The following is a 20,568-nucleotide window of genomic DNA, read 5'->3' as shown; positions in this document are numbered from 1 at the left end:
CCATTGGGTATCGAAAGCCGCAGGGTCGCGTCCGGGCGGCGTGCGGGCGGCGTGCGGGCGGCGTCCGGGCCGTGTGCGGGCGGGTGCGGGATCCGCCCAAGGGTGATATCTACGCGCGTAGGCGCTAGAGTGCGGCAATGACGAGCGAGACTGTCACCACCGTCCCCACCCCGGACCAGATCCGCCGCGCCCCCAAGGTGCTGCTCCACGACCACCTCGACGGCGGCCTCCGTCCGGCCACCGTCGCCGAGCTCGCCCGCGAGTGCGGCTACGAGGGTCTGCCCGAGACCGACCCCGAGGCGCTGGGCACCTGGTTCCGCGAGGCGGCCGACTCCGGTTCGCTGGAGCGCTACCTGGAGACCTTCGCCCACACCTGCGCGGTGATGCAGACGCGCGAGGCGCTGGTGAGGGTCGCGGCCGAGTGCGCCGAGGACCTGGCCGCCGACGGCGTGGTCTACGCCGAGGTGCGCTACGCCCCCGAGCAGCACCTGGAGGCGGGACTGACGCTGGAGGAGGTCGTCGAGGCCGTCAACGAGGGTTTCCGGGAGGGCGAGCGCCGGGCCCGCGAGGCCGGGCACCGCATCCGCGTCGGCGTCCTGCTCACCGCCATGCGGCACGCCGCCCGCTCGCTGGAGATCGCCGAACTGGCCAACCGGTACCGGGACTTCGGCGTCGTCGGCTTCGACATCGCGGGCGCCGAGGCGGGCCACCCGCCCACCCGCCACCTGGACGCCTTCGAGTACCTCAAGCGCGAGAACAACCACTTCACCATCCACGCCGGCGAGGCGTTCGGCCTGCCGTCCATCTGGCAGGCCCTCCAGTGGTGCGGCGCCGACCGGCTCGGCCACGGGGTGCGCATCATCGACGACATCCACGTCGCCGGCGACGGCACGGTGAAGCTGGGCCGGCTGGCGGCGTACGTGCGCGACAAGCGGATCCCGCTGGAGCTGTGCCCCACCTCCAACATCCAGACCGGAGCGGCCTCCTCGTACGCCGAGCACCCCATCGGGCTGCTGCGGCGGCTGCGCTTCCGCGCCACCGTCAACACCGACAACCGGCTGATGAGCGGCACCAGCATGAGCCGCGAGTTCGGGCACCTGGTGGAGACGTTCGGCTACACGCTGGACGACATGCAGTGGTTCACCGTCAATGCGATGAAGTCCGCGTTCATCCCTTTCGATGAACGTCTGGCCATGATCAACGACGTGATCAAGCCCGGATACGCCGAGCTGAAGGCCGAGTGGCTGTTCCGGGAGGCCGCCGCCAAGGGCCTGTGACCAGCACTTCCCCGGCCGGAGACGGCCGGGGGAGGGCGCGGGAGGCGGCCGGGCGCGGCGGCGGACGCGGGTGCCGGGCCGTTTCGGGGTGTTTGCGGCGGGTGCGGTGCCCTGGCTACGTTCGCGAGGCCGCTCAAGCCATCCACACGAGGACGTACCAGCTGATGAAGCAGCGAACGATGAAGACGATCGGTGTCGCCGTGCTCGGCGCCGCCTTCGCCGCCACCGGCGCCGGGGCCGCCTCCGCGGCGGACGCCCTGGGGCTCGGCAGGACCGCCGGGGGCGCGGTGAAGAGCCTGCCCGTGCAGGAGGTCGCCAGGACGCTGCCCGCCCCCGACGCACCCCAGCAGGCCAGGACACTGCCCGCTCCCGCCGAGGGCCGGTCGGGGCAGCAGCCCGACGCCGGCCGGCCCAACACCAAGCAGCACGACCCGGTGCGGGACCTGCTCGGCGGCCTGCCGCTGGGCAGCCCGGAGAAGCCGACGATGCTCAACCTGCCGACGGGCCAGCTCACCGGCGCTCTGCAGACGGGCAAACTGCTGGGCTGACGCGCCTCCCCCCTTCTCCCCTTCCAGCGCCTCCCCCTCCCTCCACCCCACCCACGGGAGGCGCCACGGGCCGCGCACCGGGCCATTCCCGGTGCGCGGCCCGTTCCCCTGTGTGCGGGGTGTGCGCCGGCGAGCGCGTCACCAGCCGGTGCGCTGCACCTTGCGCTCGTCCGGCAGCAGGATCCACAGGGCGATGTAGAGCAGGAACTGCGGCCCCGGCAGCAGACAGGAGACCAGGAAGATCGCGCGCATCGTGTTCGGGGTGGTGCCGAAGCGGCGGGCCAGCCCGGCGCACACACCGGCGATCATCCGGTCGTCGCTGGGGCGGACGATTGCGGCCATGTCGGGACTCCTTCGCTCTGACGGAACGCCGTCGTTCGGCGGGGACAGATCCACCGTAGGTGAGCGTTGCGGGCGAAAGCGTCCCTCTAGGGTGCGATTCCGACCCTGGGAGTCCTCGGGGGCGCACCCTGATTCCCCTTCCCGGGGGACCCCGGCCGCCGGGCGCCGGAGCCGTCCTGCCGGGCCGCCGCGCGCAGCCGGGCGCGCAGCGCCGGGTAGCACAGCAGATGGACCAGGGCCACACCCGTGGTGTTGAGCAGCAGCGCGTCCACGTCCGCCACCTGCCCCGGCACCGCGGGCTGCACCAGCTCGATGCCGAGCGAGATCATCGCCGCGGCGAAGACCGTACGCGTCCACGAGCCCAGCCGCGACGCCGCCCGGCCCGCCGCCATCGGCAGCAGCACCCCCAGCGGGGCCAGCAGGGCCAGCCCGCCGCCGATGCCCTCCAGCGCGGCCCGGGGGCCGTCCGCCAGATCGGCGTGGATCGAGGCGAAGGGCCGCAGGTTGGCGGGGGAGACCCAGGGGACGGACAGGGGCCGCAGCGTCAGCCAGCCGACGAACAGCAGGTGGCAGCCGAGGAGTACGAGCCCCGCTGCACGGATGCGGTGGGCGGCGGAGCCGCCGGGGTGATGACGCTGCACGGCGGCGAAGACGCACACGGCGCGCGCTGCGGTTCCGCCCCTTCGGGCGCGCCGGTGCGCGGCGCGGACACCGGACACCGGACATCGGACAGCGGGCGCGGACGCGGGTACATCGGGCGCCCGGCCCCTACGGGAGCGGGGTGCCCGCCGTCTTCGCCGCCTCGGGACTGCCGCGCAGCGCGTCGGTGCAGGAGTAGCGCAGCGGCGGCTCCCCGCCGCCGTCCCGTACCGGGCCGCCGAGCACCACCGAGCCGTCCCGGCCGGCGGCGGCCGTGCCCGTGAGGGTGCAGACGATCTGGGCCAGCGCGAAGGACGGCAGCCCGCCGGGGTCCCGGCTCAGCCGCAGCGTCCCCCCGGGGTCGCCGTCCCCGGGTCCGGTGACCTCCAGATCCCCGGGGACGGAGCTGCCGAAGCCCGCCTCCCGCTCGGCCCGGGACGGGTTCTCCCGCAGCTCCTTCAGCAGCTCGCGGGCCGTCTCCAGCCGGGTGTCCGGGCCGGATTCCGGGCCCGGCCCCGGGCCTTGCTCCGGGCCGCCCGGCGCCACGGTGCGCTCCACCGCCGAGACGGCGCCGCCGCAGACCAGGAAGACGTCCGCCCGGACGCTCCCGCCGCCGGGACCGCGCTCCTCCTCGGCGGCGGGGGCCGCGCACGAGGCCCGTGACGGCGCCGGACCGGCGTCCACCGGCACCGGCGTGGAGCGTATGCCGCATCCGCCGAGCGCGAGCGCGGCCAGGGCCGCGGCGCTCGCGCGGAGGACGGGGGCCGTACGGCGTGTGGTGCTCATCGTCCGTCCTCCCGGTGTGCGCCGCCGCCGTCCGCGCCCGGGGCGGTGTCCGCCTCCCGGCCCGTGTCCGCGCCCGTGTCCGAGTCCCGGTCCTGCTCCGGTGCGAGGCGGCTGGCGTCGCGCGGCAGCCGCAGGGTGAAGACCGCGCCCCCCTCGGGCGCGTTCTCGGCGGTGATGGAACCGCCGTGGATGTGGGCGTTCTCCATGGCGATCGACAGCCCGAGCCCGCTGCCCTCGGAGCGGGGGCGGGAGGCGCTGGCCTTGTAGAAGCGGTCGAAGACGTGCGGCAGCACCTCCTCGGGGATGCCGGGGCCGCGGTCGGCGACCCGGATGACCAGCTCGTCCTCGTCCGGCCCCTCGCCCGGTCCTTCGTCCGGCCCCTCCTCCCCCGCCGAGCCCTCGCGGGTGTGCACCGACACCCGCACCGGGGAGCCGCCGTGCTTGAGGGCGTTGCCGATCAGGTTGGCCAGGATCACGTCCAGACGGCGCGGGTCGAGCCGCGCGGTGATGCCGCGGTCGGCGTCCAGCTCGACCGCGTCCAGCCAGGCCCGGGCGTCGACGCAGGCGGTCACCTGATCCGCGACGTCGACGTCGTCGAGCACCAGGCGGGCCGTCCCCGCGTCGAAGCGGGTGACCTCCATCAGGTTCTCCACCAGGTCGTTCAGCCGCCGGGTCTCGCTGACGACCAGGGTGACCGCGGGCGCGATCATCGGGTCGAGCGAGTCGATCTCGTCCTCCAGGACCTCGGTGACGGCGGTGATCGCGGTCAGCGGCGTGCGCAGCTCGTGCGACATGTCCGCCACGAAGCGGCGGCTGGACTCCTCGCGGGCGCTCAGTTCGGCCACCCGGTGCTCCAGCGCCTCGGCGGTGCGGTTGAACGTCCTGGACAGCTCGGCCAGTTCATCCTTCCCCGACACCCTCAGCCGGGTCTCCAGCCGCCCCTCGCCCAGCCTCCGCGCCGCCTCGCCCAGCCGCTGCACGGGCCGCAGCACCGTGGTGGCGGCGGCCTGCGCCAGCAGGGCGGAGCCGACCAGGGCCAGCGCGGTGGCGATCCCCAGCGACCAGGCCAGGGAGCTGAGGTCGTCCCGCTCGGGGGCGAGCGACTTGAACATGTACCCCGTCGGTCCGCCGCCGATCACGGTCGCACCGCCCACCAGATACGGTTCGCCGCCCACCGTGATCCGCTGCCAGTACAGGTGGTACGGGGCCTTGTTGACGGCGTCGAGCGGACGCTTCTCGGCGACCGCCGAGCGTAGCGTCCCGGGCACGTCCTCCAGGGTGAACCGCGGGTCGGAGGCGGCCTCGCAGCGCGAGCCGCCGGCCTGCTCCCCGATCAGCACCACCTCGTACCGCTGGGTGCTGTTGGCCATGGTGCCGGCCGTCTCCCGCAGCGCGTCGCAGGCCGGCCGGCGGGGGAGGGACCCGGCGTTGTCGCCCAGCGACTCGCGGAAGTCGTTGAGCGCGGCGTTCTGCGCCCGGGTCAGGACGGCGTCGCGGTTGATCCAGTACGCGATGCCGGAGACGGCCACCGCGGCGGTCAGCGCGACCAGCGCGAAGACCACCACCAGTCGCAGCCGCAGACTCGTCAGCCGCAGCGACCCGGTGATCCTGCCCAGGGAGCCGCTCACGGCGCCTCCCGGCGGGTCCGGCCGCGCCGGGGCGCGAACGCGGGCGTGGGAGCGGGTATCGGCGCCGGACCCCCGCCGGCCTCGTACGCGCCCGTCACGCCGGGGGGTCCAGCCGGTAGCCGACGCCGCGCACCGTGCGGATCAGCGTCGGCGAGGAGGGGACGTCCTCGACCTTGGCGCGCAGCCGCTGGACGCACGCGTCGACCAGCCGGGAGTCGCCGAGGTAGTCGTGCTCCCACACCAGCCGCAGCAACTGCTGCCGGGACAGCGCCTGCCCGGGGCGGCGGCTCAGCTCCAGCAGCAGCCGCAGCTCGGTCGGGGTGAGCTGGAGGTCCCTGCCGTTCTTGGTCACCGTCATCGCCGAGCGGTCGATGACCAGCGCGCCGAAGGTCGCCGAGTCGTTCGCCTCCCGCTCGCCGCGCCGCATCACCGCGCGGATGCGGGCGTCCAGCACCCGTCCCTGCACCGGCTTGACCACGTAGTCGTCCGCGCCGGACTCCAGGCCGACCACGACGTCGATGTCGTCGCTGCGCGCGGTCAGCAGGATGATCGGCAGCTGGTCGGTGCGCCGGATGCGGCGGCACACCTCGAAACCGTCGATGCCGGGCAGCATCACGTCCAGCACGATCAGGTCGGGCCTCTGTTCGCGCAGCAGCTTGAGGCCGTCCTCGCCCGAGGCAGCGGTCACCACGCGGTGGCCCTGCCGGGTCAGCCCCATCTCCAGGGCCGTACGGACGGCCTCGTCGTCCTCGATCAGCAACAGGAAAGGCACGCGCGCCATTCTGGCCCATCCGGTGCCCGCACTTCGACCGGCCGGTGAACGGAGCGCGAACACGGGCGGGTCACGGTCCGCCCCGCCTCTGTGACACCCCTGTGACAGACGGCGGACCCGGCGATGAAACTGCCCCGGCAGTGTATTGGGCGTATTCGGTGTACACGGCGTACTCGGCACGGACCGAGGACACGGACCGAGGACACGGACCGGTTCCACAAAGGGGGGCGCGAGATGAACACACTGCACCGCAACATCACCAGCGCGGTTATCCACACGCGTCTGCGCACTCCCGTGGTTCCGGCGCAGACCGGGGGGAGGTCCGGCGCCGCGGGGGGAGGGTGCGACCGCGGCACCGGCCGGCGGCGGCCGGCGCACATCGCCGCCGCGCCCGAGCCGGCCGGGGGGGAGCAGGCCGGGGCGAACCGGGGGGAGGAAACGCACGGGGAGGCTTCGGGGGAGCGGCGCCGGGGGGGTGTGACGGAGGCGGAGTTCACCGCCTACGTCCGCGAGCGCCGCGCCTCCCTGTACGCCACCGCGTACCACCTCACGGGAGACCGCCACGAGGCCGAGGACCTGCTGCAGAGCGCGCTGTTCTCCACCTACCGCGCCTGGGACCGGATCACCGACAAGGCCGCGGTCGGCGGATATCTGCGCCGCACCATGACGAACCTGCACATCAGCGCCTGGCGCCGCCGCAAGCTCAACGAGTACCCGACCGAGGAACTGCCCGAGTCGGCCGGCGAGAGCGACGCGATGCGCGGCACCGAACTGCGCGCGGTGCTGTGGCAGGCGCTGGCGCGACTGCCCGAACTCCAGCGCACGATGCTGGTCCTGCGCTACTACGAGGGCCGCACCGACCCGGAGATCGCGGACATCCTGAACATCAGCGTCGGCACGGTCAAGAGCAGCATCTGGCGCTCCCTGCGCCGGCTGCGCGGCGACGAGACGCTGAGCTTCGGGCGCGATCTGGAGGAGAGCTTCGGCGAGCTGGTCGCCTGACGCACCGGGGCCGGGGGAGACGGGGGAACGGGGGAGAAGCGGGGGGACACGGGGGAGAGCACGGGGGTGCTCCGGGAGCGGGCCGGGTCGGCCGGGGGTCCGGCCGGGCCCGCTCTCATGCGTGCACGACCCCCGGGCGCTCGCTTCCGCGCGTACGCCTCCCGGGTGCGCCGAGCGCCTCAACCCGCGCCAGTGCCTCGTCCCGGCCGCAGGCGTGGGCGCCCAGGGCGACATGGCGCGCGACGATTCCGCCCTCGGCGCGCATCAGCGCCCAGCCGCGGCGCACCAGGACGGGCAGCGACTTGCGGCCCTCGCGCACATCGCGCAGCAGCCGCCGCCGGAAGGTGGTGGAGGGGCGCCCGCGCAGGCACAACGCATCGGCCAGCAGGCCCAGTTCGAGACAGCGCGCGGCGATCTCGGCGGCGAATATCCCCTCGGCGACGAACAGGCGCGCGCCGTGCAGGTCCAGTGCGTCCTCGCCGGTCCGGGAGCTCGTGGAGATGTCGTACACCGGGACGGTGGTCCGGCCGCTCCCGCACAGGGCCGCGATCGCCGTCACCGCCGCGTCGGCGTCCCAGGAGCCGGGGTGGTCCCAGTCCACCCGGTCGCCGCCGGCGAGCCGGGGCAGGGACGGGTCGCCGGCCTCCTTGTAGAAGTCGTCCAGGCGCAGTACGGGCAGCCCGGTGCGGGCGGCGAGCGAGGACTTGCCGGAGCCCGAGGGACCGGTCAGCAGGATCACGCGGGCGGTGTCGTGGGAGCTCACGGAAGACCATTGTCGGCCATCCACAGGGAGCCCGGTACGCATGTGCGTGTGACGCCCGGCTCGTATACGCTGCGTGACCGTACGGACACAGTCTTCGAGTTCTCTTGGTAGGTGTACCGATGACCGCTCAGCGCCGCCGTCACGCACGGGAGAGGCAAGCGGGGAGCAGCGGCGTCCGGCGTGCCCTGCTGCGGGCCGGGTTGACCGTCTCCGCGGTCGGGGCCGCGGTGGCTTCGGGCGCGGGAACGGCGGCCGCGGCCCCCGGACAGGGCGCCGGGGCGCCCGTACAGCTGTCGGGCCTGACGTCGGCGCTCTCGCCGGACTCGCTCGGGTCGAGCCTGAACGGTCTGGCCGAGGGCGTGGGGGCCACCGAGCACGCGACGGCCGGTGCGGTGCGCCCGGTCAAGGACGCGCGGATCGATCCGCTGGCGGGCACGGGCGTCGATCCGCTGGACAACACGGTCGGCACCCAGGTCGCCGACTTCCAACCGGTGAGCACCGGGGCCGTCACGGGGCCGGTCAGCGAGGGGGGCACGATCCGCACCCTGCCGGTGACGGGTCCGGTGGCGGGTCTGCTGCCCGGCTGAGCGGGAGCCCGGCCGGGGCGGCTCTCCTGAGCGGAGGGCCGCCCCGGCCGGACGGCCCGTCAGACGCCGACGGGGTGCCAGACGGTCTTGGTCTCGGTGAAGGCCAGCATCCGCCTGGTGCCCGGGTCGGCGGACCAGTCGGAGGTCGCGTCCGCCGGACGCAGCACCCGCTTGAGGTTGTCCGCGGCGGCCGTCTCCAGCTCCCTGGCCAGATCCGTGTCCGCGCCCGTCAGATCGATGGCGTTGACGTCGCTGTGGGCGGCGAGCGGGGTCGCGATCTCGGCGGTCCGGCCGGACAGCATGTTGACCACCCCGCCGGGCAGGTCGGAGGTGGCCAGCACCTCGGCCAGGGACAGGGCCGGCAGCGGCGCGCGCTCGCTCGCCACGACGACGGCCGTGTTGCCGCCGACGATCACCGGGGCGAGCACCGAGACCAGGCCCAGGAGGGAGGACTCCTGCGGGGCCAGTACGGCGACCACACCGGTCGGCTCCGGGGTGGAGAGGTTGAAGTACGGGCCGGCGACGGGGTTCGCCCCGCCCGCGACCTGGGTGATCTTGTCGGACCAGCCCGCGTACCACACCCAGCGGTCGATCGCGGCGTCCACCCGGGCCGCGGCCTTCGCCCTCGACAGGCCCTCGGCGGCGGCCACCTCGGCGGCGAACTGCTCGCGGCGGCCCTCCAGCATCTCGGCGATCCGGTAGAGGATCTGGCCGCGGTTGTAGGCGGTCGCCCCCGACCAACCGCCGAACGCCTTGCGGGCCGCGACCACCGCGTCCCGGGCGTCCTTGCGGGAGGCGAGCGGGGCGTTGGCCAGCCAGTTGCCGCGTGTGTCGGTCACCTCGTACACCCGTCCGCTCTCGGACCGGGGGAACTTGCCCCCGACGAACAGCTTGTAGGTCTTCAGGACGCCCAGGCGCGTGCGCGCGGCGCCCCCGGAGTTGCCGGACTGCTCAGACATCGAGGTACGCCTCCAGACCGTGACGGCCGCCCTCGCGGCCGAAGCCCGACTCCCTGTAGCCGCCGAACGGCGAGGTCGGGTCGAACTTGTTGAACGTGTTGGCCCACACCACGCCGGCCCGGAGCCTGTTCGCCATCGCCAGGATGCGCGAGCCCTTCTCCGTCCACACGCCCGCGGACAGGCCGTACTGCGAGTTGTTCGCCTTGGCCACCGCCTCGTCCGGGGTGCGGAAGCTCAGCACCGACAGCACGGGGCCGAAGATCTCCTCGCGGGCGATCCGGTGGGCCTGGGTGACGTTCGTGAAGACCGTCGGCGCGAACCAGAAGCCCCGCTCGGGCAGTTCGCACGCCGGGGACCAGCGCTCGGCGCCCTCGGCCTCGCCGCTGTCGGCGAGTTCGGTGATGCGGGCGAGCTGCTCGGCGGAGTTGATCGCGCCGACGTCGGTGTTCTTGTCCAGCGGGTCGCCCACCCGCAGGGTGGACAGCCTGCGCCGCAGCGCCTCCAGCAGCTCCTCCTGCACCGACTCCTGGACCAGCAGGCGCGAGCCCGCGCAGCACACCTGGCCCTGGTTGAAGTAGATGCCGTTCACGATGCCCTCGACGGCCTGGTCGATCGGCGCGTCGTCGAAGACGATGTTGGCGCCCTTGCCGCCGAGCTCCAGGGTGAGCTTCTTGCTGCTTCCGGCGACCGTGCGCGCGATCTGCTTGCCCACGGCCGTGGAACCGGTGAAGGCGACCTTGTCGACGCCCTCGTGCGCCACCAGCGCCGCTCCCGTGGAGCCGTCGCCGGTGAGGATGTTGACGACCCCCTTCGGCAGCCCCGCCCGGCGGCAGACGTCCGCGAAGAACAGCGCCGACAGCGGGGTGGTCTCGGCGGGCTTGAGGACCACGGTGTTGCCGCAGGCCAGCGCCGGGGCGACCTTCCAGGCCAGCATCAGCAGCGGGAAGTTCCACGGGATGACCTGGGCGGCCACGCCCAGCGGGCGCGGGTCGGGCCCGTAGCCGGCGTGAGCCAGCTTGTCGGCCCAGCCCGCGTGGTAGAAGAAGTGCGCGGCGACCAGCGGCAGATCGGCGTCGCGGGTCTCGCGGATCGGCTTGCCGTTGTCCAGGGTCTCCAGGACGGCCAGCTCGCGCGAGCGCTCCTGGATGATCCGGGCGATGCGGAACAGGTACTTGGCACGCTCGGCGCCGGGCAGCGCCGACCAGGAGGCGAAGGCGCGGCGGGCGGCGGCCACGGCGGCGTCCACGTCCTCGGCGCCGGCGTGGGCGACCTCGGTCAGGACCTCCTCGGTGGACGGCGAGACGGTCTTGAAGGACCTGCCGCCCGCGGCCTCGCGGAACTCGCCGTCGACGAACAGCCCGTAGGAGGGCGCGATGTCCACCACGGCGCGGGACTCGGGCGCGGGTGCGTACTCGAACATGGGGCTCATCGTGATCAGTCCACCGTCACGTAGTCGGGGCCGGAGTAGCGCCCGGTGGTCAGCTTCTGGCGCTGCATCAGCAGGTCGTTGAGGAGACTGGAGGCGCCGAAGCGGAACCAGTCGGGGTGCAGCCAGTCGTCGCCGAGGACCTCGTTCACCATCACCAGGTACTTGATCGAGTCCTTGGCCGTGCGGATGCCGCCCGCGGGCTTGACCCCGATCTGCGTCCCCGTCGCGGCGCGGAAGTCGCGGACGGCCTCCAGCATCACCAGGGTGTTCGCCGGGGTGGCGTTGACCGTGACCTTGCCGGTGGAGGTCTTGATGACGTCGGCCCCGGCGAGCATCGCCAGCCAGGAGGCGCGGCGGATGTTGTCGTAGGTGGACAGCTCGCCGTTCTCGAAGATCACCTTCAGGTGCGCGTCCTCGCCGCCGGGGCGGGCGCAGGCCTGCTTCACGGCCCGGATCTCCTCGAAGACCTTCATGTAGCGGCCGGAGAGGAAGGCGCCCCGGTCGATCACCATGTCGATCTCGTCGGCGCCGGCCGCCACCGCGTCGCGGGTGTCCGCCAGCTTCACGTCCAGCTCGGCGCGGCCGGAGGGGAAGGCGGTGGCCACGGAGGCGACCTTGACGTCCTGCCCGCCGCCGGAGTCCAGGGCCTGCCGGGCGGTGGCCACCATGTCCGGGTAGACGCAGATCGCGGCGACCTTCGGCACGGTGCGGTCGGTGGGGTCGGGGTTGACGCCCTTGGTGCACAGCGCCCGGACCTTGCCCGGGGTGTCGGCGCCCTCCAGGGTCGTCAGGTCGATCATCGAGATGGCGAGGTCGATGGCGTAGGCCTTCGACGTGGTTTTGATCGAACGGGTGCCGAGCTGGGCCGCGCGGGCTTCCAGGCCGACCGCGTCGACCCCGGGCAGGCCGTGCAGGAAACGGCGCAGCGCGGCGTCGGAGGCGGTCGCGTCCGCCAGTGCGGGGGGCGTGGCGGGAGGCGGTGCGGCGGGTGCGGTGGGAGACGAGGCAGGCATGGTCACCAGAGGAGCATATCTACGCGCGTAGCAAACTGTCATCCCCCTCCCGCACATCCCGGCCGGACACCCGCGTGGCGCGGTCGGGCAGAATCGGAGGCATGAGTGAGCAGACCGGGTACGCGGACCACACCTACCGCTCGACCATGGGGATGGTGGGGGGCACGCTGCTGCTGGCGCTCGTCGTGCTGCTCGCCGCCGACGGGATCGTCAGCGGCGAGGGCCGCACCCGGTGGCTCTCGCTGGCCGCGCTGCTGGCGCTCGTGCCGCTGATCTTCGCCTTCTCCCTGCGGCCCGCCGTGTACGCGGGGCGCGAGCGGCTGCGGGTGCGCAACCCCTTCCGCACGATCACGCTGCCGTGGGCGTCGGTCGAGGGCGTACGGGCGGCGTACTCCGCCGAGGTCTTCGCGGGCGACGGCAAGTACCAGATGTGGGCGATCCCGGTCTCGCTGCGCCAGCGCAAGAAGGCGCTGCGGCAGAGCCAGGGGGGCGGCGGCTCCTCGGCGAACCTGTCGGGCCCCGGAGCGGTGTTCGCCCCGGAACTGTCCGGCGCCGGCGGCTACCGGGCCCAGGCGGACCAGGCGATCGACGAGATCCGCACCCTGGCCGAGCGTCACTCCTCCGACGAGGGGGCGCAGGGCGCCCCGAGCGTCCGCTGGGCCTACGAGGTCCTCGTCCCGGCGGTGGCCGGCGGGGCGGCCGTGCTGTTCCTGCTGTTCCTGGGCTGACGTCTGCGTCTGCGTCCCCGGGCGCGCCCGGGGACGCAGACGCAGACGTGTCAGATCCCCGCGGCGGCGGCGAGGTCCGTCCTGAGGGCGCCCAGCATCCCCTTCGCCGTGGCGCGGGCCGCGGCCAGGTCCGAGACGTCCGCCACGGAGACGACCACCTCCAGGTAGCACTTCAGCTTCGGCTCCGTGCCGCTGGGGCGGACGACGATCCGGGCGCCGGCCACCCGCTGCCGGGGGTCGCCCGCCAGCCGGTAGCGCAGGCCGTCGGTCGGCGGCAGGGCCTCGCTCCCCCGGCTCAGGTCCTCGGCCGAGGTCACCGTCAGACCGGCCAGCAGGGCCGGCGGCGCCTGGCGCAGCCGGCGCATCGCACCGGCGATCACGGACAGGTCCTCCACCCGCACCGAGAGCTGGTCGGTGGCGTGCAGCCCGTACTCCACCGCGATGTCGTCCAGCAGCTCGGTCAGGGAGCGCCCGCTCTCCTTCAGCTCGGCGGCCAGCTCCGCGACGAGCAGCGCCGCCGTGACGCCGTCCTTGTCGCGCACGCCCTCGGGGTCGACGCAGTAGCCCAGCGCCTCCTCGTAGGCGTAGCGCAGCCCGTCGGTGCGGGCCAGCCACTTGAAGCCGGTCAGCGTCTCGGTGTACGGCAGGCCCGCCGCCTGTGCGATGCGCGACAGCAGGGAGGAGGAGACGATCGTGGTGGCGAAGGCCCCCCGCGCCCGCTTGTGCACCAGATGGGTGGCCAGCAGCGCCCCCACCTCGTCGCCGCGCAGCATCCGCCAGCCCGCGTCCGCCTCCGGGTCGGGGACGGCCACCGCGCAGCGGTCGGCGTCGGGGTCGTTGGCGATCACCAGATCCGGCCGGTGCTCGCGGGCCGCGGCGAAGGCCAGGTCCATCGCCCCGGGCTCCTCCGGGTTGGGGAAGGCGACGGTGGGGAAGTCCGGGTCGGGCTCGGCCTGCTCGGCCACCGGCACCGGGGCGGGGAAGCCCGCGCGCTCGAAGGCGGCGGCGACCGTGGCGCCGCCCACGCCGTGCAGCGAGGTGTGGACCACCTTCACGTTCCGGGACCCGCCGGGGGTGAGGACGCCGGCCGCGCGCTCCAGATAGGCGTCCACGACCTCCTCGCCGAGCACCTCCCAGCCGGACTCGGCGCGCGGCACGTCCGCGAGGGAGCCGATGGAGGCGATCTCGTCGGCGATCTCCCCGTCGGCGGGCGGCACGATCTGGGCGCCCCCGCCGAGGTAGACCTTGTAGCCGTTGTCGCGCGGCGGGTTGTGGCTGGCGGTGACGGTGACGCCCGCGACGGCGTCCAGGTGCCGGACGGCGAAGGCCAGTACGGGCGTGGGCAGGGGGCGGGGCAGCAGGGCCGCCCGCAGGCCGGCGCCGGTCATCACGGCGGCGGTGTCGCGCGCGAAGTCCTCGCTGCGGTGGCGGGCGTCGTAGCCGACGACCACCAGGCCGCCGTCGTGTCCGCGGCCGCGCAGGTGGGCCGCGAGCCCGGCGGCCGCGCGGATGACGACCGCGCGGTTCATCCGCATCGGGCCGGCGCCCAGCTCCCCGCGCAGTCCGGCGGTGCCGAACCGGAGGGTGCCCGAGAAACGGTCCTCCAGTTCCTCCAGGTCGCCGGCCTCGATGAGGGCGGCCAGTTCCGCACGGGTCTGCGGGTCGGGGTCCTCGGCCAGCCAGGACCGCGCCTGCGCGGTCAGGTCCTCGTGCACGGTTGCCACGGTCTCTTCCGCCTCTCGCATCTCGCCTGTGGGCGGCGCCGTACGCCGCTCCTGCTTCGCTGCGCTCCCGCGCCGGTGGGCGCGGGCTCGGTGTCCACCGGTACCCGGAACGCCCGCGGAACCCCCGCGCGACCCGCCCGGGGGTGGGCCGTCCGGGGGCGGGCCGTGTCCGGGGAGCCGGGGAAGGGGCCCGGGGCCCGGGGCTCGGAGGTCCGGGGGCCGTGCCGCCGGGCGGCGCCGGATCAGATGCGCCGCAGGACGCTGTCCAGCAGCGAGCCCATCCGGGCGGCCGAGTCGCGGCCCGCCTGGAGGACCTCCTCGTGGTTGAGCGGCTCGCCGGTCATGCCCGCGGCGAGGTTGGTGACCAGGGAGACGCCCAGCACCTCGGCGCCCGCCTCACGGGCGGCGATCGCCTCCAGGACGGTGGACATGCCCACCAGGTCTCCGCCGATCGCCCGGACCATGCCGATCTCGGCGGGCGTCTCGTAGTGCGGGCCGGGGAACTGGACGTAGACGCCCTCCTCCAGGGTGGCGTCCACCTCCTGGCACAGCGCGCGCAGCCGCGGCGAGTACAGGTCGGTGAGGTCGACGAAGTTGGCGCCGACGATCGGCGAGACGCCGGTGAGGTTGATGTGGTCCCGGATGAGGACCGGCTGGCCGGGGCGCATTCCGGGGCGCAGCCCGCCGCAGCCGTTGGTCAGCACGACGGTCCTGCAGCCCGCGGCCACGGCCGAGCGGATCCCGTGGACGACGGACGCGACGCCACGGCCCTCGTAGTAGTGGGTGCGGCCCAGGAAGACCAGCGCACGCTTGTCGCCGAGGCGGTGCGAGCGGACCTTTCCGGCGTGGCCCTCGACCGCCGGCGGCGGGAAGCCGGGCAGGTCGGTGATCGGGAACTCGTGTTCCGGCTCCCCGAGCGCGTCGGCGGCCGGCACCCAGCCCGAGCCCATGACCAGGGCGACGTCGTGGGTCTCCGCGCCGGTCAGCTCGCGCAGGCGCGCCGCCGCGGTGCGGGCGGCGGCGTACGGGGCGCCGGAGTAGTCGGTGGTGGCAGAAGCGTTCACGCCGATGAGGGTAGCCGGTAATCGCCTACGCGCGTAGACGGGTGTCCGGGGAGTGGTCCCGGAAGCGGCCGAAAGCGGACCTGGGCGGGGTGGAATGTCCTGAAGTTGACGGAAGCGGCCGGAATTCGCCCCGCGGGGAGGTGCCCCGCGGGGAGGTGCCCCGCGGGGAGGCGCCCGGCGAGGGCACGCCCGGCGGGGGCCCGCCGACCTCAGCAGGGGCGCTTGCGCAGCTCCGTCACATAGTCGTGGGGCGCCCCGGCCGACTCCGCGGCGTCGGCGATCTCCCCCAGGTAGCGGGCCGAGGGCAGCCCGCCCTCGTAGCCGTTGAGGACGTAGCACCAGGCCGGCTCGTCGCCGTCCAGGGTGTGCACCCGCACCCGCATACGGCGGTAGACGTCCATGCCGACGCCCTCCCAGCGGTCCATGGAGTCCTCGTCCATGGGCGCGATGTCGTACAGCGCGACGAAGACGGTCGCCTTCGGGGCCTCGACGATGGTCGCCAGCGAGCCCTCCCACCCCATGTGCTCGCCGCCGAAGGTCAGCCGCCAGCCGCTGAGCCACCCGGTGCCGCGCAGCGGCGAGTGCGGGGCGCGGCGGGACATCAGCCGGGCGTCGAGGTTTCCGGCGTATGCGGCGTAGAGCGACATGCGACGAGGGTATAGGCAGCCGCCCCCGCCGCCCGTGCGGACCGCCCGGGCGCGCACCGCCGTGCCTCCGCGGCAGTCGCCGCCGCCCACCACCGCCCGCTGCCGCCATGCCCGCGGCGGGTGGTGGCGGCCACCGCGGAGGCGCGTGCGAGACTGGGGTACGTGACTCGGATCGTGATCATCGGTGGTGGACCCGGCGGCTACGAGGCGGCGCTGGTGGCCGCGCAGCTCGGAGCGGAAGTGACCGTCGTCGACCGCGACGGTCTGGGCGGCGCCTCGGTGCTGACCGACTGCGTCCCCTCCAAGACGCTCATCGCGACCGCCGAGGTGATGACGAACTTCGGCTCCTCCTACGAGGAGCTCGGCATCATCGTCGAGGACGGCACCCCCGACCCCGACAACCCCGCCCGGGTCGTCGGCGTGGACCTGGGGAAGGTCAACCGGCGTGTGAAGCGCCTGGCGCTGGCCCAGTCGCACGACATCACCGCCGCCGTCACCCGCGCCGGCGCCCGCGTGCTGCGCGGCCGCGGCAGGCTGGAGCCCGGCCAGGCGTCCGACGGCACGCGGCAGGTCGTGGTGGAGACGGCCGGGGGCGAGGAGGAGCGGCTGACGGCCGACGCCGTGCTCATCGCCACCGGCGGCAAGCCGCGCGAGCTGCCCGACGCCCGGCCCGACGGCGAGCGCATCCTGAACTGGACGCAGGTCTACGACCTGGAGGAGCAGCCCGAGGAGCTGATCGTGGTCGGCTCCGGCGTCACCGGCGCCGAGTTCGCGGGCGCCTACCAGGCGCTCGGCTCCCGGGTGACGCTGGTCTCCTCGCGCGACCGCGTGCTGCCGGGCGAGGACCCGGACGCCGCGGTCGTCCTGGAGGACGTCTTCCGCCGCCGCGGCATGAACGTGATGTCGCGCTCCCGGGCCGCCTCCGCCAAGCGCGTCGGGGACCGGGTGGAGGTCACCCTCTCCGACGGCCGGGTCATCACCGGAAGCCACTGCCTGATGGCCGTCGGCGCCGTCCCCAACACCTCGGGCATCGGCCTGGAGGAGGCCGGGGTGACGCTGAAGGACTCCGGCCACATCCGCACCGACCGGGTCTCGCGCACCTCCGCGCCCGGCGTCTACGCGGCCGGCGACTGCACGGGCGTGTTCGCGCTCGCCTCGGTCGCGGCCATGCAGGGCCGGATCGCGATGTACCACTTCCTGGGCGAGACGGTGGCCCCGCTGGACCTGAAGACGGTCTCGGCGAACGTCTTCACCGACCCGGAGATCGCCACCGTCGGCTACACCCAGGCCGACGTGGACGCCGGCCGGATCGACGCCCGCGCCGTCAAGCTGCCGCTGCTGCGCAACGCGCGGGCGAAGATGCAGGGCGTGCGGGACGGCTTCGTGAAGCTGTTCTGCCGGCCGGGCACGGGGATCGTGGTCGGCGGTGTGGTGGTCGCGCCGCGCGCCAGCGAGCTGATCCACCCGATCTCGATCGCGGTCGACAACAACCTGACGGTCGAACAGATCGCGAACACCTTCACGGTCTATCCCTCCCTGTCGGGTTCGATCGGCGAGGTGGCGCGGCAGCTCCAGACGCGGAAGGCGGCCGAGGGCGGCTGACCGGCGGCCCGGGTTCCGCCGGGCCGTCCGCGTATACCACGGCAGGGTCCTGCCTACGAACAATTTCCGTTATTCAGCGGAAACAGCTGAAAGCAGACGGTCGCCCGGGTTACCGTCTGTTCTGTGTTCGCTGCAGAACGTCGTCAACTGATCCTCGAAATGGTGCGGGCCAACGGAGCCGTGTCGCTCCGTGAGCTCGCACGTGTCGTCCAGACCTCCGAAGTGACCGTGCGTCGTGATGTCCGGGCGCTGGAGGCGGAAGGACTGCTGGACCGCCGGCACGGCGGCGCGGTGCTGCCCGGCGGCTTCTCACGGGAGTCCGGCTTCCCGCACAAGGCGCATCTGGCGACGGCGGAGAAGAGCGCGATCGCCGACGCCGCCGCGGGCCTCGTGGAGGAGGGCGAGGCCGTCGTCGTCGGAGCCGGGACGACCACGCAGGAACTGGCCCGCCGCCTGGCGCGCGTTCCCGGCCTGACCGTGGTCACCAACTCCCTGCTGGTGGCGCAGGCGCTGGCGCACGCCAACCGCGTCGAGGTCGTGATGACCGGCGGTACGCTGCGCGGCGCCGACTACGCGCTGGTCGGCAGCGGCGCCGAGCAGTCCCTGCAGGGGCTGCGGGTCTCGCGCGCCTTCCTGTCCGGCAGCGGGCTGACGGCCGAGCGCGGCCTGTCGACCTCCAACATGCTGTCGGCGAGCGTGGACCGGGCGCTGGTGCAGGCCGCCGCGGAGGTGGTCGTCCTGGCGGACCACACCAAGTTGGGCGTCGACACCATGTTCCAGACCGTCCCCGCGGAGGCCATCACCCGCCTGGTGACCGACGAGCCACCGCCGCACGAGGACCGGGCGGCGGCCGAGCTCCAGGCGCTGGCGGACCAGGGCGTCCAGATCACGGTGGCCGGTGCGGCCGGTACGCCGTCCGACGCGGTGGGCGCGGCGCCCGTGGCACACCCCGGTCAGGGCGGGCCGGCCGGGGCGGAGGGCGAGGGCCGCACGGGCGGCCCGGGCGGCCGGCCGCGGCGCGAGGTGCCGCTGCCGGGTCAGCGCGGCCGGCACCATCCGCCGGGCGGCGGGGGCGGCGCCCAGTTGCGGGCGGCCCCGCCGATCGCTCCCGGCGAGAGCCAGGGACTGGGCCGGGTGGCGGATCTGGCGCCCCGCCGCCACTGAGACCGGCCGCACGCCGGCGGCGCGTACGCGCATACGGCGTGTACGGCGGAAGGGGGGTGGGACGGCCTTGGCCGTCCCACCCCCCTTCCGTGCGCCGGGCCGGTTCGGGTTCAGTCCTTGATCTCGCAGATGACGGCGCCGGCGCTGACACCGGTGCCGACGGCGGCGGTCAGGCCCTTGACGGTGCCGGCGCGGTGGGCGTTGATGGGCTGTTCCATCTTCATCGCCTCCAGCACCACGATCAGCTCGCCCTCGGCCACCGTCTGGCCCTCCTCGACGGCGATCTTGACGATGGTGCCCTGCATCGGGGAGGCCAGCGCGTCACCGGAGGCGGCCGGACCGGACTTCCTGGCCGCGCGGCGTTTGGGGCGGGCGCCGCCGGCCGCGGCGGTACGGGCCAGGGACATGCCCAGCGCGGCGGGCAGGGAGACCTCCAGGCGCTTGCCGCCGACCTCGACGACCACCGTCTCGCGGCCGGGCTCGTCGTCGTCCTCGGCGTCCGCGCCGGGCGCGGTGAACGGGCTGATCTCGTTGACGAACTCGGTCTCGATCCACCGGGTGTGGACCTCGAAGGGGCCGGCGGGCCGGCCGTTGACCTCGGGGGCGAAGGCCGGGTCGGCGACCACCGTGCGGTGGAAGGGCAGGGCGGTGGCCATGCCCTCCACGGTGAACTCCGCCAGCGCCCGGGCGGCCCGCTGCAGCGCCTGGGCCCGGGTGGCGCCGGTGACGATCAGCTTGGCCAGCAGCGAGTCCCAGGCCGGGCCGATGACCGAGCCGGACTCCACCCCGGCGTCCAGGCGCACGCCCGGGCCGGCGGGCGGATCGAAGCGGGTGACGGTGCCCGGGGCGGGCAGGAAGCCCCGGCCGGGGTCCTCGCCGTTGATGCGGAACTCCAGCGAGTGGCCGCGCACCGGCGGGTCGTCGTAGCCCAGCGGTTCGCCGTCGGCGATGCGGAACATCTCGCGCACCAGGTCCAGGCCGGTGACCTCCTCGGTGACCGGGTGCTCGACCTGCAGGCGGGTGTTGACCTCCAGGAAGGAGATGGTGCCGTCCTGGCCGACCAGGAACTCGCAGGTGCCGGCGCCGACGTAGCCGGCCTCCTTCAGGATGGCCTTGGAGGCGCGGTACAGCTCGGCGTTCTGCGCGTCGGTCAGGAACGGGGCGGGGGCCTCCTCGACCAGTTTCTGGTGGCGGCGCTGCAGCGAGCAGTCCCGGGTGGAGACGACCACCACGTTGCCGTGGGTGTCGGCCAGGCACTGGGTCTCCACGTGCCGGGGCCGGTCCAGGTAGCGCTCCACGAAGCACTCGCCGCGGCCGAAGGCGGCCACCGCCTCGCGCACCGCGGAGTCGTACAGCTCGGGGACCTCCTCAAGGGTGCGGGCGACCTTCAGGCCGCGTCCGCCGCCGCCGAAGGCGGCCTTGATCGCGATGGGCAGGCCGTGCTCGGTGGCGAAGGCGACGACCTCGTCCGCGCCGGAGACCGGGTCGGGGGTGCCGGCCACCAGCGGGGCGCCGGCGCGCTGGGCGATGTGGCGGGCGGCGACCTTGTCGCCCAGGTCGCGGATGGCCTGCGGAGGCGGGCCGATCCAGGTCAGCCCGGCGTCGAGGACGGCCTGGGCGAAGTCGGCGTTCTCCGACAGGAAGCCGTAGCCGGGGTGGACCGCGTCGGCGCCGGAGTCGGCGGCGGCCCTGAGCACCTTGTCCATGTCCAGGTAGCTGGTGGCGGGGGTGTCGCCACCGAGCGCGAAGGCCTCGTCCGCCGCCCGCACGTGGAGCGCGTCCCGGTCCGGGTCGGCGTAGACGGCCACGCTCGCGATCCCGGCGTCCCGGCAGGCCCGGGCGACCCGGACAGCGATTTCACCGCGATTGGCGATGAGCACCTTGCGCACGATGG

Annotated in this window: 20 protein-coding genes; 7 read left to right on the top strand and 13 right to left on the bottom strand. The window is 74.2% G+C overall.

Annotated features, from left to right (window positions below; genetic code table 11):
• Positions 1–137: 137 nt before the first annotated feature.
• On the top strand, positions 138–1,277 hold the full coding sequence (locus tag CUT83_RS15540; RefSeq protein ID WP_101256443.1) for an adenosine deaminase: 1,140 nt from the start codon (positions 138–140) through the stop codon (positions 1,275–1,277).
• A gap of 164 nt (positions 1,278–1,441) precedes the next feature.
• On the top strand, positions 1,442–1,825 hold the full coding sequence (locus CUT83_RS15535) for an ATP-binding protein (RefSeq protein ID WP_240957538.1): 384 nt from the start codon (positions 1,442–1,444) through the stop codon (positions 1,823–1,825).
• 138 nt (positions 1,826–1,963) lie between these two features.
• Here the strand turns inward: CUT83_RS15535 and CUT83_RS15530 are convergent, their stop codons facing one another.
• The 5 genes from CUT83_RS15530 to afsQ1 all read right to left on the bottom strand — a co-directional run bounded on the left by CUT83_RS15530 (position 1,964) and on the right by afsQ1 (position 5,992).
• Positions 1,964–2,167, bottom strand: coding sequence for a PspC domain-containing protein (locus CUT83_RS15530; RefSeq protein ID WP_101256442.1), 204 nt, complete (start codon positions 2,165–2,167; stop codon positions 1,964–1,966).
• Between the two features lie 86 nt (positions 2,168–2,253).
• Positions 2,254–2,808 (bottom strand): VanZ family protein, encoded by a 555-nt coding sequence (locus CUT83_RS15525; RefSeq protein WP_101256452.1) that lies wholly within the window; start codon positions 2,806–2,808, stop codon positions 2,254–2,256.
• 127 nt (positions 2,809–2,935) lie between these two features.
• Positions 2,936–3,592, bottom strand: coding sequence for a hypothetical protein (locus CUT83_RS15520; RefSeq protein ID WP_101256441.1), 657 nt, complete (start codon positions 3,590–3,592; stop codon positions 2,936–2,938).
• Positions 3,589–5,220 carry an ATP-binding protein gene (locus CUT83_RS15515; protein WP_101256440.1) on the bottom strand — a complete coding sequence of 544 codons (1,632 nt, stop codon included), beginning with the start codon at positions 5,218–5,220 and terminating at the stop codon, positions 3,589–3,591. The genes CUT83_RS15520 and CUT83_RS15515 overlap by 4 nt, the downstream gene beginning before the upstream one ends.
• Positions 5,221–5,314: 94 nt before the next feature.
• Positions 5,315–5,992, bottom strand: a complete 678-nt coding sequence (gene afsQ1 / locus CUT83_RS15510) for a two-component system response regulator AfsQ1 (RefSeq protein WP_173915081.1) — start codon at positions 5,990–5,992, stop codon at positions 5,315–5,317.
• 234 nt (positions 5,993–6,226) lie between these two features.
• Here afsQ1 and CUT83_RS15505 point away from each other — a divergent pair, with 234 nt between their 5' ends.
• Positions 6,227–6,994 carry a SigE family RNA polymerase sigma factor gene (locus tag CUT83_RS15505; protein ID WP_101256439.1) on the top strand — a complete coding sequence of 256 codons (768 nt, stop codon included), beginning with the start codon at positions 6,227–6,229 and terminating at the stop codon, positions 6,992–6,994.
• A 115-nt stretch (positions 6,995–7,109) separates the two neighbouring features.
• Here the strand turns inward: CUT83_RS15505 and CUT83_RS15500 are convergent, their stop codons facing one another.
• Positions 7,110–7,799 carry a uridine kinase family protein gene (locus CUT83_RS15500; protein ID WP_101256438.1) on the bottom strand — a complete coding sequence of 230 codons (690 nt, stop codon included), beginning with the start codon at positions 7,797–7,799 and terminating at the stop codon, positions 7,110–7,112.
• A gap of 77 nt (positions 7,800–7,876) precedes the next feature.
• Here CUT83_RS15500 and CUT83_RS15495 point away from each other — a divergent pair, with 77 nt between their 5' ends.
• Positions 7,877–8,344 (top strand): hypothetical protein, encoded by a 468-nt coding sequence (locus tag CUT83_RS15495; protein ID WP_101256437.1) that lies wholly within the window; start codon positions 7,877–7,879, stop codon positions 8,342–8,344.
• Positions 8,345–8,403: 59 nt separating this feature from the next.
• On the opposite strand, the gene CUT83_RS15490 is transcribed toward CUT83_RS15495, so the two are convergent.
• The 3 genes from CUT83_RS15490 to deoC are packed head-to-tail and all read right to left on the bottom strand — an operon-like array spanning position 8,404 to position 11,745.
• Positions 8,404–9,303, bottom strand: coding sequence for an aldehyde dehydrogenase family protein (locus CUT83_RS15490; protein ID WP_101256436.1), 900 nt, complete (start codon positions 9,301–9,303; stop codon positions 8,404–8,406).
• Positions 9,296–10,732 carry an aldehyde dehydrogenase family protein gene (locus tag CUT83_RS15485; protein WP_101256435.1) on the bottom strand — a complete coding sequence of 479 codons (1,437 nt, stop codon included), beginning with the start codon at positions 10,730–10,732 and terminating at the stop codon, positions 9,296–9,298. Before CUT83_RS15485 ends, CUT83_RS15490 begins: the two co-directional genes overlap by 8 nt.
• A gap of 5 nt (positions 10,733–10,737) precedes the next feature.
• On the bottom strand, positions 10,738–11,745 hold the full coding sequence (gene deoC, locus CUT83_RS15480) for a deoxyribose-phosphate aldolase (protein WP_240957542.1): 1,008 nt from the start codon (positions 11,743–11,745) through the stop codon (positions 10,738–10,740).
• A 101-nt stretch (positions 11,746–11,846) separates the two neighbouring features.
• On the opposite strand from deoC, the gene CUT83_RS15475 reads away from it, so the two are divergent.
• Positions 11,847–12,473, top strand: a complete 627-nt coding sequence (locus tag CUT83_RS15475) for a PH domain-containing protein (protein ID WP_101256433.1) — start codon at positions 11,847–11,849, stop codon at positions 12,471–12,473.
• A 50-nt stretch (positions 12,474–12,523) separates the two neighbouring features.
• Here the strand turns inward: CUT83_RS15475 and CUT83_RS15470 are convergent, their stop codons facing one another.
• The 3 genes from CUT83_RS15470 to CUT83_RS15460 form a co-directional block, all read right to left on the bottom strand.
• Positions 12,524–14,218, bottom strand: coding sequence for a phospho-sugar mutase (locus tag CUT83_RS15470; protein ID WP_101256432.1), 1,695 nt, complete (start codon positions 14,216–14,218; stop codon positions 12,524–12,526).
• A 221-nt stretch (positions 14,219–14,439) separates the two neighbouring features.
• Positions 14,440–15,261 carry a purine-nucleoside phosphorylase gene (locus tag CUT83_RS15465; protein WP_101256431.1) on the bottom strand — a complete coding sequence of 274 codons (822 nt, stop codon included), beginning with the start codon at positions 15,259–15,261 and terminating at the stop codon, positions 14,440–14,442.
• Between the two features lie 209 nt (positions 15,262–15,470).
• Positions 15,471–15,908, bottom strand: coding sequence for a gamma-glutamylcyclotransferase family protein (locus tag CUT83_RS15460; RefSeq protein WP_101256430.1), 438 nt, complete (start codon positions 15,906–15,908; stop codon positions 15,471–15,473).
• A gap of 153 nt (positions 15,909–16,061) precedes the next feature.
• Between CUT83_RS15460 and CUT83_RS15455 the strand changes: the two genes are divergently transcribed.
• On the top strand, positions 16,062–17,510 hold the full coding sequence (locus tag CUT83_RS15455) for an NAD(P)H-quinone dehydrogenase (protein ID WP_101256451.1): 1,449 nt from the start codon (positions 16,062–16,064) through the stop codon (positions 17,508–17,510).
• Positions 17,511–17,633: 123 nt separating this feature from the next.
• Positions 17,634–18,674, top strand: coding sequence for a DeoR/GlpR family DNA-binding transcription regulator (locus CUT83_RS15450; RefSeq protein WP_101256429.1), 1,041 nt, complete (start codon positions 17,634–17,636; stop codon positions 18,672–18,674).
• Between the two features lie 110 nt (positions 18,675–18,784).
• Here the strand turns inward: CUT83_RS15450 and CUT83_RS15445 are convergent, their stop codons facing one another.
• A complete protein-coding gene (locus CUT83_RS15445; RefSeq protein ID WP_101255216.1) occupies positions 18,785–20,563 on the bottom strand; it encodes an acetyl/propionyl/methylcrotonyl-CoA carboxylase subunit alpha in 1,779 nt (592 codons plus the stop codon).
• Positions 20,564–20,568 lie beyond the last annotated feature (5 nt).

Origin of the sequence: Streptomyces barkulensis (genome assembly GCF_002843305.1) — a bacterium.
Taxonomy (GTDB): Bacteria; Actinomycetota; Actinomycetes; order Streptomycetales; family Streptomycetaceae; genus Streptomyces; species Streptomyces barkulensis.
Note: the sequence above shows the minus strand (reverse complement) of the source record. Positions and strands in the feature narration are given on the sequence as shown.

Coding starts and splice junctions, on each gene's coding strand:
- CUT83_RS15540 (WP_101256443.1), top strand. CDS start 138: ATGACGAGCGAGACTGTCACCACCGTCCCCACCCCGGACCAGATCCGC.
- CUT83_RS15535 (WP_240957538.1), top strand. CDS start 1,442: ATGAAGCAGCGAACGATGAAGACGATCGGTGTCGCCGTGCTCGGCGCC.
- CUT83_RS15530 (WP_101256442.1), bottom strand. CDS start 2,167: ATGGCCGCAATCGTCCGCCCCAGCGACGACCGGATGATCGCCGGTGTG.
- CUT83_RS15520 (WP_101256441.1), bottom strand. CDS start 3,592: ATGAGCACCACACGCCGTACGGCCCCCGTCCTCCGCGCGAGCGCCGCG.
- CUT83_RS15505 (WP_101256439.1), top strand. CDS start 6,227: ATGAACACACTGCACCGCAACATCACCAGCGCGGTTATCCACACGCGT.
- CUT83_RS15500 (WP_101256438.1), bottom strand. CDS start 7,799: ATGCGTACCGGGCTCCCTGTGGATGGCCGACAATGGTCTTCCGTGAGC.
- CUT83_RS15495 (WP_101256437.1), top strand. CDS start 7,877: ATGACCGCTCAGCGCCGCCGTCACGCACGGGAGAGGCAAGCGGGGAGC.
- CUT83_RS15490 (WP_101256436.1), bottom strand. CDS start 9,303: ATGTCTGAGCAGTCCGGCAACTCCGGGGGCGCCGCGCGCACGCGCCTG.
- CUT83_RS15485 (WP_101256435.1), bottom strand. CDS start 10,732: ATGAGCCCCATGTTCGAGTACGCACCCGCGCCCGAGTCCCGCGCCGTG.
- deoC (WP_240957542.1), bottom strand. CDS start 11,745: ATGCCTGCCTCGTCTCCCACCGCACCCGCCGCACCGCCTCCCGCCACG.
- CUT83_RS15475 (WP_101256433.1), top strand. CDS start 11,847: ATGAGTGAGCAGACCGGGTACGCGGACCACACCTACCGCTCGACCATG.
- CUT83_RS15470 (WP_101256432.1), bottom strand. CDS start 14,218: ATGCGAGAGGCGGAAGAGACCGTGGCAACCGTGCACGAGGACCTGACC.
- CUT83_RS15460 (WP_101256430.1), bottom strand. CDS start 15,908: ATGTCGCTCTACGCCGCATACGCCGGAAACCTCGACGCCCGGCTGATG.